Annotated in this window: 12 protein-coding genes; 4 read left to right on the forward strand and 8 right to left on the reverse strand. The window is 41.7% G+C overall.

From position 1 onward, the window contains the following. Window positions 1-47: 47 nt before the first annotated feature. The 3 genes from HWQ39_RS30845 to HWQ39_RS30855 all read right to left on the reverse strand — a co-directional run bounded on the left by HWQ39_RS30845 (window position 48) and on the right by HWQ39_RS30855 (window position 1912). A complete protein-coding gene (locus HWQ39_RS30845; RefSeq protein ID WP_292853764.1) occupies window positions 48-302 on the reverse strand; it encodes a hypothetical protein in 255 nt (84 codons plus the stop codon). Between the two features lie 166 nt (window positions 303-468). Further along, window positions 469-1488 (reverse strand): alcohol dehydrogenase, encoded by a 1020-nt coding sequence (locus tag HWQ39_RS30850; RefSeq protein WP_292853765.1) that lies wholly within the window; start codon window positions 1486-1488, stop codon window positions 469-471. A 40-nt stretch (window positions 1489-1528) separates the two neighbouring features. Next, window positions 1529-1912 carry an alpha/beta hydrolase gene (locus HWQ39_RS30855; protein WP_366932313.1) on the reverse strand — a complete coding sequence of 128 codons (384 nt, stop codon included), beginning with the start codon at window positions 1910-1912 and terminating at the stop codon, window positions 1529-1531. On the opposite strand from HWQ39_RS30855, the gene HWQ39_RS30860 reads away from it, so the two are divergent. The 4 genes from HWQ39_RS30860 to HWQ39_RS30875 all read left to right on the forward strand — a co-directional run bounded on the left by HWQ39_RS30860 (window position 1795) and on the right by HWQ39_RS30875 (window position 9444). Further along, a complete protein-coding gene (locus HWQ39_RS30860) occupies window positions 1795-2133 on the forward strand; it encodes a hypothetical protein (RefSeq protein ID WP_292853766.1) in 339 nt (112 codons plus the stop codon). The genes HWQ39_RS30855 and HWQ39_RS30860 overlap by 118 nt on opposite strands. Before the next feature lie 221 nt (window positions 2134-2354). Continuing rightward, window positions 2355-2909 carry a RidA family protein gene (locus HWQ39_RS30865; protein ID WP_292853767.1) on the forward strand — a complete coding sequence of 185 codons (555 nt, stop codon included), beginning with the start codon at window positions 2355-2357 and terminating at the stop codon, window positions 2907-2909. A gap of 420 nt (window positions 2910-3329) precedes the next feature. Beyond that, on the forward strand, window positions 3330-8735 hold the full coding sequence (locus HWQ39_RS30870; RefSeq protein WP_292853768.1) for an AAA family ATPase: 5406 nt from the start codon (window positions 3330-3332) through the stop codon (window positions 8733-8735). A gap of 397 nt (window positions 8736-9132) precedes the next feature. Continuing rightward, complete coding sequence (locus HWQ39_RS30875) at window positions 9133-9444, forward strand: putative quinol monooxygenase (RefSeq protein ID WP_292853769.1); 312 nt, start codon at window positions 9133-9135, stop codon at window positions 9442-9444. Here HWQ39_RS30875 and HWQ39_RS30880 read toward each other — a convergent pair. The 5 genes from HWQ39_RS30880 to HWQ39_RS30900 all read right to left on the reverse strand — a co-directional run. Continuing rightward, window positions 9422-9592 carry a hypothetical protein gene (locus tag HWQ39_RS30880; protein WP_292853770.1) on the reverse strand — a complete coding sequence of 57 codons (171 nt, stop codon included), beginning with the start codon at window positions 9590-9592 and terminating at the stop codon, window positions 9422-9424. The genes HWQ39_RS30875 and HWQ39_RS30880 overlap by 23 nt on opposite strands. Before the next feature lie 322 nt (window positions 9593-9914). After that, window positions 9915-10187, reverse strand: a complete 273-nt coding sequence (locus tag HWQ39_RS30885; protein WP_292853775.1) for a GlsB/YeaQ/YmgE family stress response membrane protein — start codon at window positions 10185-10187, stop codon at window positions 9915-9917. Between the two features lie 600 nt (window positions 10188-10787). Then, on the reverse strand, window positions 10788-11210 hold the full coding sequence (locus HWQ39_RS30890; RefSeq protein WP_292853771.1) for a hypothetical protein: 423 nt from the start codon (window positions 11208-11210) through the stop codon (window positions 10788-10790). A 545-nt stretch (window positions 11211-11755) separates the two neighbouring features. Continuing rightward, window positions 11756-13303 (reverse strand): FAD-binding domain-containing protein, encoded by a 1548-nt coding sequence (locus tag HWQ39_RS30895; RefSeq protein ID WP_292853772.1) that lies wholly within the window; start codon window positions 13301-13303, stop codon window positions 11756-11758. Window positions 13304-13595: 292 nt separating this feature from the next. Beyond that, on the reverse strand, window positions 13596-14867 hold a 1272-nt coding region (locus HWQ39_RS30900), incomplete at its 5' end, for a GNAT family N-acetyltransferase (RefSeq protein ID WP_292853773.1).

Raw genomic sequence — 14867 nt, forward strand, 5'->3', positions numbered from 1 at the left:
GATAAAAAACAAGGGCAATGGTGTCTATGTTGCAATTTAAATGCCGATTAGCTTAGTCGGTGTATCCAACGCTCGATGCCACCGTAAAACGTCTTGGATGTTGAGAAAACATTAGGCAAGAGCATGATGATCTGCTCTTTCTTCGTCTCGACGGTCATGACGACATTCTTGAGAGCGTCACCCTTGCTCTTCACGAACCAGATGGCTCCCGTGATCGATGCGGCAACTTTCACTGACTTCACTTTGTTCCAACGCTCAAGACCCCCGTGCGCCTTTACGGCCAGATTCAGTAATTCATTCATTGCGACTCCTTCGGATTTATCGATAAGAATGGTTGAACACGCCACTCACACTGCACACTAGACCGTAGTATCGGAATGCCGAGATGTTGCGCCTTCTTGTGCGAGCGATCGCAATCACCTCAGCAGTAAGATACTTGGTTAGAAACGGTAACTGAACTCCTTTGTGCTATTGGGGCATAGTCAGCACTATGCGAAAGCGTGCTTTACCGGACATCATGCGTGCGTAGGCTTCAGGAGCCTTCTCAAGGGGCATGGTCTCAATTGTGGGACGGATACCCTGAAGAGCACTGAATTTTAATGTGTCTTCCTCCTCGATGGGTGTGCCGACGTTTTCGCCTTGAATGGTCATCGACCCAAAGATGAGTTGTGTAGCATTAATTTCGATAGGTTCCGAGGAAGCACCGACTACAACGAGCTTGCCACGTGCGGCAAGACCCCCGACAAGAGGACCCATCGATTTTCCACTAGCCGCAGTGGCGAGAATCGCATTCGCTCCACCCATTTTCAGGAGGGCCTCTGCGGGATTCTGCTCTGTGCTGTCGATGTAGTCATGCGCCCCCAACTGGCGAGCCAGTTTTTCTTTTTCCTTTCCCCTCTGAATCGCCAAGGTGTGAAATCCCATCCTGGATGCGAATTGCAAAGCCAGATGACCCAAACCCCCGATGCCTTGTATGGCGACCAAATCTCCAGCGCGAAGCTTTGAGTTGCGGAGTGCGTTGAAGGTAGTCAGACCCGCGCATAAGAGCGGAGCAACGTCTACAGAGGAAAGTTCTTGCGGAATGGAGGCAAGCGCCCGCGCCTCAGCGATGACGACTTCCGCATAGCCACCATCTGTTGTAATACCAGATATAATCAGGTTGGCACAATTAACGATGTCACCGCGTCGGCAGGGTTCACAGTGGCCGCACTCGCCACCGAACCAACCAACACCCACGCGCTGGCCGACCTCCCAATTCACGACGCCCTTTCCAACGGCTTCGATCCGACCAGCGATTTCGTGACCTGGTACGCGCGGATAGATAATTCCTGGCAAGGAGTTTTCGACGGTAACTGAGTCGCTGTGACATACACCGCAAGAATCCACCCGGATGCGGACTTGGCCGGCTCCAGGATCGGTAATCCTTCGCTCGACGAGGTTGAAAACACCCGGAGACGTCACTTCTACTGCTTTATAGGAATTTTTCATGGGTTGATGTTGATTCACCTGTGCTGAGTTGTGGGGCTTACTATGCGAGAGAAGCCGCCGCAAGTGCGATGATGTCGGCGACCTCTTGCGGGTGGGAAACAAAGGGAGCGTGGCTCGCCGACACGGACTGCACCGTGGCACCCATGCGTTTAGCCATCAACTCCTGGGCTGGCGGTGGGATCATGTGGTCGTCCGTGCACACCAGATACCAAGAAGGAATCATCTTCCAGGCCGGCACACCTTCTTTGTCGGTGAAGCTGGCGACGCTCAGCGGCCTCTGCACCGCAGCCATGACTGCGGCTTCAGTTGGGCTGGCATCCGCGGCAAACGCCTGATGGAAGCCCTCCCGGTCGATCCAAAGAAAACCGGGATCTAGATGCCCCCAGCGTTCCCTTCCCCAGAGAGCGCACTTACCCCGCAGAATATACGGAAGCGATCGCTCAAATCAAAGAACAGCATAAACAGGAACTAGAGCGACTTTCCCAGAAATTGAAAATTGGTTTGCAAGCAGAAGCAGGGGCTAAAGCTGAAGCCCAGGTACAAGAGCAAATCCAATCCTTGCAAAACCTGTATAAGCAGGAGAAGGACACGTCGAAAGCGGATGCCAAGAGAAGCTTTGCTTATTGTTCGTTGTGGACGAGTTGAGATTCAACGCCCGGATAAATTAAGCGTTTTTGGCTATCCTCTTAGCGTCACCCTGATTTCAGCCTTACCTATTCCCATTAAACCAACTAACCCGAATTGAGGTGTTGCAATTGCGTGACCACACTTAAATAATTTTATTTATTAGTGATTTTTTACTCAATATAATAGATAATAGAACTAAGTATGAGCAAAAATAAAGAACTCACATTTAAGGAGCTTTAATGACTAGACCTATTAGCAGTGCTGTAAATTCATTAGTAGCAAAGTTCTCGCGACGAAATGCACTTTTGTGGCTTGGAGGTAGTGGAATAACTACCGCCTTGATGGTGACAACACAAAAGGAAGTAAACGCTAAAGACAACAAAGAGTTGACATTGGTGAACCCACCAACATTATATAATCCAACTCAAAATGGCTATAGCCATATAGCTGTGACACCATCAAAGGCGAGAACCGTCTATATTTCTGGTCAATTTGGTTCCGATTTACAAGGGAATCTTGTCTCGAATGAATTTGAAAAGCAGTTAATACAGGCCTTTAAAAACCTCCGTTATGCCTTAGCAGCGGTTGGGGCACAACCACAAGATGTCGCAAAAACTACTGTTCTTATAGTGGATCACAACCAAAATAAATTGATCCCGTTAGGACGCGAAATTATAAATTTATGGGGGAATAAACCACCAGCAAACACTCTTATTCCCGTTCCTAGACTTGCACTTGACGGTATGTTGTTTGAAATTGATGCTTATGCGGTAATTCCAGAAAACCGTAGTTGAGGGCTGGTTTCAATATAACCCTATCAATCACAGTCGGCGGAATAACAAACTTCCGCTACTGTCAATCAATAATAGTCTCTATTATTTGAGTAGGTAATTGCCTTTACTCAGACTACGAAACCTAACTAAAAATCCCAGCAGGTGCTAATAGTTAGCTTTTGGCAACTTGGCTTTTTAAAGATTAAAAGTAAAAGGTTTCTAATCCCTTGATCTTTAATCTTTGCCCAGTCCTCACAAGTACATTTTTAAGTTGACAAATCACTAGCTTACGCTTTGCAACTTCCTAATTTACTACTGAGAACCTTGACGCTTTTGTGTAGGATATTCTATCTCTGCATTTGATGCTTTCAAAGCTTGTCCTCACTGCTGCGCTTATTAATTTTGGAACAATCAATTTATAAATCACTCGGATTTAACAGTATGTTTAGCACTCATGTTAAGATTTCTGGATACCAGATCATTGAAGAAATCTACAATGGTTCGAGAACTATAGTTTATCGAGGGTATCGAGAAAGTGACTCATTACCTGTGGCGATCAAACTGCTGAAAAATCCATATCCCTCCTTTAATGAACTGGTGCAGTTTCGCAATCAGTATACCATTGCCAAAAATCTCAACTCATTTTTAATTGTCCAAACCTACAGCCTAGAGGTGTATCAAAATGCCTATGCGTTGGTGATGGAAGATTTTGGTGGCATTTCTCTAAAAGATTATTTTGCTCGCGATCAAACGCAAGATATTAGGTTTTTACAAGAGTTTTTTCAAATAGCGATCGCACTGTGTAATACCTTAGAAATACTCTATAGTCAGCGCATCATTCATAAAGATATCAAACTGAGCAATATTTTAATTAATCCAGAAACCAAACAAGTCAAATTAATCGACTTTAGTATTGCTTCTCTATTACCAAGGGAAACGCAAACGCTAATCAGCCCCAATGTATTAGAAGGAACACTAGCTTATATTTCTCCAGAGCAAACAGGGAGAATGAATCGGGGAATTGACTACCGGACTGATTTTTATTCCCTTGGTGTAACTTTCTACGAATTACTCACAGGTGAGTTACCTTTTCAATCAAACAATCCAATGGAGTTGGTGCATTCCCATATTGCTAAGGTAGCCTCATCAATACATTTAATTAACCTGCAAATTCCGCCGATAATTTCGGATATCGTCAGCAAATTAATGTCAAAAAATGCTGAAGACCGCTATCAGAGTGTATTAGGATTGAAGTATGATTTAGAAAATTGTTTTTATCAACTGAAGACAACAGGTAAAATTGAAACTTTCCCAATTGGCCAAAGAGATGTATGCGACAGATTTATTATCCCTGATAAACTATATGGACGAGAAGCAGAAGTAGAAACTCTGCTAGAAGCATTTCAAAATGTCAGCCTGGGTGCAACAGAAATAACTCTAGTATCTGGGTTTTCGGGGATTGGTAAAACTGCGGTTGTTAACGAAGTCCATAAACCTATTGTTCGTCAACACGGTTATTTTATCAAAGGCAAATTTGACCAATTTAATCGGAATATTCCTTTTTCTGCATTTGTCCAAGCTTTCCGTAACTTCATGGAGCAATTACTAGCAGAAAGTGATGTCCAAATACAAAAATGGCAAAATCAAATTATTCAAGCATTAGGTGAAGACGGACAGGTAATTATTGAAGTCATTCCCGAATTAGAAAAAATTATTGGCAGACAACCACCTGCATCAGAATTATCAGGTAACGCAGCACAAAACCGATTTAATTTATTATTTCAGAAATTTCTCCAAATATTTACAACTAAAGAACATCCTTTAGTTATATTCTTAGATGACTTACAGTGGGTAGATTCGGCTTCATTGAAACTCATCCAATTATTAATGAATGAAGCTAATCAGGGATATTTATTGTTGATTGGTGCGTATAGAGACAATGAAGTATTCCCAGCACATCCATTGATGGTAATGTTGGATGAAATTCGCAAAACAGGTGTAAAGATAAATAATCTTAACCTAAAACCACTCAACCAATTACAATTAAATCAACTTGTAGCGGATACATTAAATTGTGCAGACAATATGGCATTATCTCTTTCACAGTTGATTTACCGTAAAGCTCAAGGAAATCCATTTTTTGCGACTCAAATTCTGAAATCATTACATCAAGACCAACTAATTCAATTCAATTTTGCCGAGGGGTGTTGGCAATGTGATATTTCTCAAATAAATCAGCAAACTCTAGCAGACAATGTTGTTGATTTTATGGTTTTCCAACTACGAAGACTACCAGAATCAACTCAACAACAATTGAAGCTAGCTGCTTGTATTGGTAATCAGTTCGATTTAAAAACATTAGCGATTGTTTCTAAACAATCGGAGGTAGAAACCGCAGATTGTTTGTGGAAGGCTTTGCAAGAAGGGTTGATTTTGCCGCAAAGTGAGGTTTATAAGTTTTTTGTTGGTTCAGAAAATCAAGCAGCTACTCAAGAACAGTCTGAGATGGTTGTATATAAATTTTTACACGATCGCGTCCAGCAAGCTGCCTATTCACTCATTCCAGAAGCACAAAAACAGTCAACACACTTGCAAATTGGGCAATTATTGTTGCAGAATACAACTAAAGAGCAGCAAGAGTCAGGAATTTTTGCGATCGTTAACCAATTCAATTACGGACTGGAATTATTAGAAGAAGCTGACGAACGAGAACATTTATCCCGGTTAAATCTGATCGCTGGTTGTAAAGCCAAAAACTCGACTGCTTATGCGACAGCAGTTGAGTATTTAAAAGTGGCAATTCTTTTATTACCGATAAATGCTTGGCAAAGCAGCTACGATTTGGCCCTTGCTGTTTACGAATCTGCGGCTGAGGCAGAATATCTGAATACAAACTTTGATTCATCAAAATCATTAGTAGAGATTATCCTCAAAAACGCTAAATCTCCATTAGAAAAAGTTCGTACCTATGAGATTCAAATCCAATCTTATACGGCGCAAAATAAATTCATTGAAGCAATAGCCACAGGTAGAGAAGCACTGCAATTACTAGATTTGACGTTACCTGAAGACAGTAATACTCAAATTATTTTCGATGAACATGACCAATTACAACAAATGTTTGTTCATCAATCGATTGCAGCATTGGCAAATATGCCAGAAATAACTGATCCCCAAAAATTAGTTGCGCTCCGCATATTATCGGGTTTGTTTGCCCCAGTTTATATAGCCAAACCGATGTTATTGCCGCTCAAAATTTTTACAATGATCGAGATTTGTATCAAGTACGGCAACTCACCACAGGCAGCTGTTGCTTATAGTCTCTATGGATTATTTTTGTGCAGTATTGGTGAAATTGAAGATGGGTATCAGTTTGGTAAACTGGCAGTACAACTTTTAGAAAAATTCCAAACTAAAGAACTTAAAAGTAGGGTTTATTTAACATTTAGCCTGTTTATTAAACATTGGAAAGATTCAATTAAATCCACATTGAATCTATTTTTGGAGGGATTGCAGAGTGGATTAGAAACCGGAAATTTAGAATATGTAGGCTATTGTGCCAATTGCTATTGTCAATTTCTCTTTTGGAGTGGAGAAAACCTAGAAAATGCTGTGCTGGAAGCGGATAAATATTGCGATCTAATGCAGCAAATAAAACAAGAGGTATCTCTGGTTTGGGGAAATATCTGGCGGCAGACGGTTCTAAATTTACAAGGAGAAGCGGCTAATCCCTGTTGTTTAATTGGTAAGCATTTTCACGAAGTTGAAATGTTACCAACTTTAATTGAAACAAACAATATCAATGGTATTTGTTATGTCTATCTAGCAAAAACGCTCCTGTCTTATCTTTTTAGTGAATACGAATCTGCTTGGGAATCTTCCCAAAAATTTGAGCAGTATGAGCAGGGAGCAGCAGGTTTATTAATTGTTCCTTTGCGGAATTTCTATCAATCTTTGAGTTTGTTAGCTCTTTGTTCTCAGGTAAATGAAGCACAGCAACAGCTTTATCTCCAGAAAGTAGCCGAAAACCAGTCAAAAATGCAAGAATGGGCGGCTCATGCGCCAGCCAATTATCAGCACAAGTACAATTTAATTTTAGCTGAACAAGCTCGTGTAACTGGCGATCGCTTACAAGCCGCAGATTATTATGAAATAGCGATCCAAGGAGCGATCGCCAATGACTATGTTCAAGAAGCCGCGATCGCTAACGAACTTGCTGCCAAATTTTACCTAGAATGGGGTAAAGAAAGAGCCGCAGAAGGATATCTGCAACAAGCATATTACAGCTATGCCCGTTGGGGAGCAAAAGCCAAAACTGATGACTTGGAAAAACGCTATCCCAAATTACTCAAACCCATTTTGCAACAGCAAGAATTCAACTTAAATCCCTTAGAAACCGTAGCCAGTATTGCTCGTACATCTAGTTATACTACCAGCAGCACTAATATTTCTGATGCTCTAGATTTAACCTGCATTCTCAAAGCAGCTCAAACTATCTCCAGTTGTATCGAATTAGACGCACTTATCAGCAATCTCACTCGCATTATCTTAGAAAATTCTGGTGCGAAAACATCTGTATTAATTCTTCCTCAAAAAGATACTTGGCAAGTGCGGGCAAGTACCTTTATCGATCAACAGTCAAATTCTCAGACTGATGTCAAAACCATTCTTGATTCCCAACTAATAGATGCTTGCCAATATATTCCGAGAAAGCTAATAAATTACGTTAAGAATACTCAAGAAACCGTCATCATAGACAATTGTCAAACAAATATTCCTGGTGTAATTGGAGAATATATGCTCCTACATCAACCTCAGAGTGTATTATGCACACCCATTATTAACCAAGGTCATTTAGTGGGAATTCTCTACCTAGAAAATCAATTGAATCAAGGAGTATTTACTAGTAACCGTTTACAGGTAATTAATCTACTATCTTCCCAAGCAGCAATTGCCTTAGAAAATGCTCGGCTTTATCAGCAAGCTGGGCAAGCTTTACAAGATTTGCAACAAGCTCAATTACAAATCGTCCAAAGTGAAAAGATGTCTGCGTTGGGGAACTTAGTTGCTGGTGTAGCTCATGAAATGAATAATCCTCTTGGTTTTATTGCCGCCAGTCTCACACAAGCTAAACCAACATTTATTGATGTTATTGAACACTTGAAACTATATGAACAAAAGTTTCCTACTCCTGGAGATGAAATTTTTACCCATGCCGAAGAAATCGATTTGGAATATAGCTTAGAAGATTTGATCAAGATGATTGATTCGATGACGATAGCGTGTGACAGGCTCAAGAATATTAGCACCAGTCTGCGTACTTTCTCCCGTGCTGATAGAGATTACAAAGTACCGTTTAACATTCATGAAGGCATTGATAGTACAATTTTAATTCTCAAACATCGCCTGAAAGTGAACGAAAAACGTCCAGCTATTGAAGTAATAAATGAGTACGAAAATTTACCCCAAATTGAATGTTTTCCTGGTCAATTAAATCAAGTATTTATGAACATCTTAGCGAATGCTATTGATGCCTTGGATGAATCAAATACAGGTAAGAGTTTTAAAGAGATTCAAGCCAATCCAAACCGGATTAAAATTACCACATCATTAAAAAATAAACAAGTTGAAGTGAGCATTGCTGATAATGGTCAAGGCATGAGTGAATCAGTCAAACAAAAAGTATTTGACCACTTGTTTACTACGAAAGGTGTTGGTAAAGGAACAGGATTAGGATTAGCGATCGCTCAGTCTATTGTTGTAGAAAAACATGGCGGAACTTTAGATGTGAATTCTACCCCAGGCGTTGGAACAGAATTTGTGATTACCTTACCGATTCTGGTTTAAACTCAAAATTAACTTGGTCGAAAGTGTGATTTCAGTTAACTACCACCAGCCAATCGCACACCACAGACGTACACCTGCTCCCAAAGTTAACCCAAAGGAGCCACTGCTCCAAATACGCATTCCAGTAAGGCTCACCATCAGCCACTCCAACAGCCTCGCCAACCTTGGAGACTAACTCGCTGTAAGAAGAGCCAATACTGTCCAAGCCTGCAATTTCAGTCTCAGCCCTTTGCAGGCTTCTCCTTGGGGACTGGATGCTACCTTGCTTTCAAAATCATTACTGGGTATTCAGAACCCTGCGTCTTATGACTAACTGATGCGAAGGCAATCCGCAGTAACTATTGACTATGAACTGTTGGCTATGGACTAATGACTAATGACTAATTACCATTGACCAATGACTAACCAAACCATTCATGTTGTAGCTCGTTTTGTGGCAATACCCGATAAAGTAGAAGAACTTAAAGCAATATTATTGGGACTGATTGAATCAACTAAACTTGAAGCAGGTGTGATTAAATATGAACTTTTACAAAATCAATCAGAGCCAACAGATTTTACTTTTATAGAAGAGTGGGAATCTGCGGCAGCTCTGGATACTCATTTAGCGGCACCCCATCTACAAGCAGCAATAGCCAAGCTAGAAGGATTAATAGCTGCACCACTAGAAGATATCCGCCGTTATTCTATTCTGGCTGCGATCGCCTAGTATCCAAGGAGTGGAATCTTGAAATGGTTGCAGACAGGACAGTTGGTTCTTTAATTCTTCTCACCAGGGCAATAGGGCGATGCCTCCGGTGGGCGGGTACGCCATCGCACTCTTTGATTTTCGGTATAGCAGTGTACTGCTTTGTCACAAGCGATTCCTGCGGTTCATGAAGCCTACGCTCCATGAGTGCAAAGTTTCCTCTAAGAATGGTTCCAAGCAAGAGTAAGCGATTTTCTTAGAGGAAAGTCAGCAATGGCGTGGGAGCGTAGTTTACCGCCACAGGCATCGCCCCTTTACCAATTTCCTCTCTACGAGACGTGCTTACGCAACCCCTTGAACGGCATCGCACTCTAACAAAACAATAGCGCCCACCTAAATACAGGCAGGCGCTATTCAAATAATTCAAATTCAGGGAAAAAATATAGTGAACTGAGTTCCCTGATTTTTACTATTAATTCCAATTTAATTGATTACACAGCACTACGGCTAGTTAATGCGTTCCACAAGAAAACAGCGACAATTGCGCCAAGAACCGCTACTGCAATACCAGGAATGCTGAATGTGGGGGCGGCTAATGTCAAGGTTCCTGTACTGAAGAATACACCTAAACTACCACCAACAAAAGCACCGATAATTCCTAATAAGATTGTTCCGAGAATCCCGCCGCCTTGATGACCGGGGTAGATAGCCTTTGCAATAGCACCAGCAATTAGACCTAAAACAATCCAAGCAAGAATATTCATTGTTTTAATTTGATAGATGTTTTTCATCGACAAATACACAATAGCAATCCCAACATTGACATTCAATCTACCAACAGAACTAATTATTAATAGCCTTGAGGATGAATGCTGTTACTTCTCGTGATATACACCTCAGTTGAATGGATAATAAATTAAGAAAAAACTCCTAGTAGGTCTTGAACTAGGAGCTTAGTTTATTCATTGCTTGATAATTGCAGTATATGCATTTTTAATAATTTATCTCATCTACTTAAAGAATAAAGCTAACGTTTGAAAGCCGAATATTAATTTGATAAGGTGAAGGAGTAAATGGCTAGTAGCTGCGACTAATGTCAAAGAGGCATCGCTCCCACTTGGGCCAAAACTGAAAACCTTATCACTCTCCATCCCTAATCTCTAACTGAGAAATCCGCATTGATGGGTATTCGTCCATCATCCCCCAGTAGTAACCACTAGGCGGCGATCGCACCCTACCAGTGCAGAGTAATTACGCCGTCACTAATCTGACTTTTTCCGTTAAGTCGTCCCTCAAGAACGCTGCCAACCCGAATTTCTCACAATTAAGAAATTCAGGCTATTTATATACTTCCCTTAAGAGCTTTAACGTTTAAAGCTCTCGATTGAAGAATAGTTTTGCCGTCCACTATTATCTGTAAATTCGGTGAAGCTCTGTAAAGAGAGTGCATTTCTGCCTTTGAGATCCAAAGTCAGAAGAGTTTGAGCAAATCCTGGATTGTAGCTAGCAGTCCCATAGCGGGTATTTGAGTTTTGTACATTATTGCTATAGGTTGTGAGGCTGGTTTTGCCCCATTTACAATCAGTAGGATGGCATTTCCCAAATGCTTCAATGTTTAATTTGTTGCCACCTGCTGATGTGATCACCAAACGAGTAACACCACTTGTATTTGAATTAGTATTCACCCAAGTCCCAATAAAGTCAGCAGGTGCAGCTAGAGCAGGACTAACTAAAGCGGCAGCTAAAGGTGCACTAGACAGCGCAAGCACCAAAGAATTTTTCAACATTTAATTAACAGTTTAAATTAGGTATGGCAACTATGTTACTAAATTCAGCTACAGTGGTTTAGAGAGAATTTACGGAAATTTTTGGCGGGATTTATTATGAAGTTTTTCTATGAATTAATTTTCAGCTAGGCTAAAAAATTTCCCGTTGACTGTTTGATTGCTTGATACTGATTTTGATAAGTAACGTCATACTTCATTAACCTCTAACTGATAAATCCGCATTGATGGGTATTCGTTCATCATCCGCCAGTAATACCCAGTAGGCGACGCCATTAAACTAGCTCTCCAGCCATTCCATAACTGATTGAATTTGCTCTGGCTCAACGCCGCAGCTTTGTTGTCCGTAGCATAAAATAGTTGGCTGGGCTGGTTTGGGGAAGGAGGAAGTTTAAGAATTTCATGAGGTGGGGAAACGCAACCATTACCAGGGTTCCCATTTGTTGAGGCGATGCCGTTCGCGAAGCATCTCCAGGAGTTGTGCGGTAAACTACGCTCTTAACTGACTTTCCCCTAGAACTAGCTGCGATCGCTATTCTTCATCTTAACTACTCTAGTTCTGCCTCTAATTCCTTGAATTCTTTGTACTCCCTATCTTTATGTTGCCAGTATTTATTTACTGTTTCTTGAGCTGCAACTGCGCTTTCATATTCTGTTCCACCTTGGAGAGTTAATCTTTCTCTTACTTTTTTCCGAAGGTCAGAGATGATTTTACCGTTAACTTTGCGGGTTTTAGCCCAATCTAAAATAGTTTGTGGATAAGAACTAGTGCCAATATATTTACCTTGAATAATTTCTGGTAGACTGTAACCTTTTAGTTCGCTTACCCAATAGTAAATAAATTTGAGGTCTGGGTCTTTTTCTGGAATATTCTTATTTGGGTTATATATGCGAAAAGTATCACTTAAAGGATTAGTAACACCAGCTTGCATTTGCCATTGCCAATTATCAATGGCTAAATCTCCATCTACTAAATAGTTCATATAATGTCTAGCGCCATGATGCCAGGAAATACCGCAATTGATAGTTAAAAATGTGGCACACATCGCCCTCATGCGGAAATTCATCCAACCCATAGTTTTTAGTTGTCGCATGCTGGCATCTACCAGGGGAAAGCCTGTTAACCCTTCAAGCCATGCCTGAAATAGTTCTTGTTTTTCTCGTGGTAACTTTAGGGGCGTATACCATTCGTCAAATTCTTGATAACGGTTTTTGTAAGCTATTTCTGGGTAAAAATAAAGGCGCTGTGTAAAACTATCGTGCCAGCGTAAACGGTCTCGAAATGCTTTGAGCGAGAATTCTGCCTTGGGTTGAGTTTTTAATTCTTCTGCTCTAGCTTTAGTACTTTGGTAAACAGTGCGAGTTGAAATAGTCCCAAAAGTTAGGTGTGGTGATAGATGAGATGTTGCCCCAAGCTGTGAGAGCATTGGGCGAGAAAGTTTCCAATGGTATCCGTAATATCTTTTTTTGAGAAATGAGTCCAGTTTTGATTTTGCTTGTGTTTCACCCCCTGGAAAGTAAACTTTCTCGACTGCCCAAAAACTGTGATACTTCTGTTTAAGTTCTTCAAACGTTAGTTGTGGTAAATTGAGAGTCAGTTGGGGTGTGTTAATAGTTTGAGGGATTGGATATTGAGGTTGTCGTTGATAGGTATAGTACTCGTTAAACCACGGATCACGTTGCTCTACGGATTGCAGAAAGTTGTTCAGCCCAATGTGATAATCAAGATTTAACTGTTTGTAAAAATCGACTATAGTTTTATCCCGGTTGATGCCATACTCTACTTGCACATCACGGTTAAAGAAAAGCTTGGGTTTATATCCTCGCTCGGTTAACTGCTTAGTCAACTCTTGCAAAATTTCTATAGAGTTGCCTTCAAATAAGTACAGTCGACTACCTAACTTTCGGAGATTTGAGTTGAGATTTTCCAAACACTCAAACAAGAACCGGACTCTAGCAGTTCCCACATCAGCCCAAGTATAAAACCAAGGGTCAATAATGAAGAATGGCAAAACTGCTACACCATTATCAGTTGCTAGTGTGGCAATTTCGTTATCAGTTAAACGTAAATCCCGACGAAACCATAGAAGGTGCATAGTTTAACTTACTATAGCCTACAATACATTTGTACCAATATTTTCTTTTGCTGTCGAAGTTGAGTGTCCATAGCCAGCTGTAATTTATCCTCACTTATTGAGGAATTAAGTGCTGTTAAGGAGCAACAACAGCCAGCAACAGTGGAATTAGGTGGCTATACAACTGCCAGTAAGTAGTGTTTTCATCCAACTATCTCCTTCAATTTACGGTTGTATCAGTTGTAGTTCAGTGGTGGCAGATAACCTTTGCACCACTACCTATATTTCTCAATCATTCGGCTTAGGAACTATGTTATCTAGCCGTGCGACGCTCCCACATGTCTCTTGCGATCCGCCAATGTACCTCATTCCAACCACGAGCGGACATCCACGATGAGCCTAGACGAATGGCCACCACCTCCGCCCCGAACCATTCTGCCAACCGATTGCTTCGCGCATTGGCGCTCACAGTAGAACCAGATATTACCTCCAGCCCTAGTTCCCTGAACCCAAAGTCGAGCAGGGCACGCCCAACCTCGATCGCATAGGCATAGCGACCCCAGTAGGTTGGTGCTAATTCAATGCCCAGTTCCATCTCGCCCGCCTCACACTCCATTCCCCGCAGTCCGCAGCAGCCGATCAGCGCGTCAGGTTTCTGTCGCTGCACGATCGCAAGTTGGTAATTGAGTCGGGGGCGATCGGCAGCCCATCTTTGAAATGTCTCAAACAAACGGGCTGCATGTTCGGGACTAGCCTCATCTGGTTCATAAAATCTCAGGTTGCGCGGATCGGCTTGATAGTCTACGAATGGCGATCGATCTAACTTAACGAAATCACGTAGCAGAAATCTTCTGGTGACAATCTCCACATCAGCAAGCCTAATGTTCAAGCTGTTCTTTGAATTCAGAAGCACACAATGCATGATGATTCTCTCAGATATTGGCAATCCGGCTTTCAACTCTTCGCGTCTAATCTGCTGAAACCCAGTCGTCAGGGAAGCTTCATCAACAGGGTGAAACCCTAGTTTTGAATAGAAAGGAGCATTCCAGGGAATATCTCGAAAGGTTGATAATGATACGATGCGATAGCCCTGCTGTTTTGCCCAAGTACAAACTGTACCCACCAATGCAGATCCAACCCCTCTTCGTCCATGTTGGGGAGCAACGTCTATTTGTTGGAGGTAGAGTGTGCCATCCACTTCACGAGCGATCGCATACCCAACGACTGCCTCATGCCTATCCACAGCAACCCAGACCTGTCCTGCTTGGAATTGTTGCTGCACAAAGTCTAGTGGTAGTGGATCGGCATCCACCAAAAAGGCATAGGGCGTATCAAGAAACAGCCTAGCGGCTGACCATTCGATGTAAGACAGCAGTGGTAATTCTTCAGCGCGAGCAGAGCGGATGTGATAGCCCGATTCAAGAGCCATTATGGGCAATTTGCAAATATGATTGCGATCGCGTCTGATGTTCATTGAAAGTCTTACCTTGTCGTTCGCGTAGCGTTGCCTTTGGCAAATCGCGGATAAATTAGAGTTGTCGGGAAATAAAAGATGAGTGAGACAATAATGGTCTGCAATTGGGAT

Source organism: Nostoc sp. NMS8 (genome assembly GCF_017115045.1).
Taxonomy (GTDB): domain Bacteria; phylum Cyanobacteriota; class Cyanobacteriia; order Cyanobacteriales; family Nostocaceae; genus Nostoc.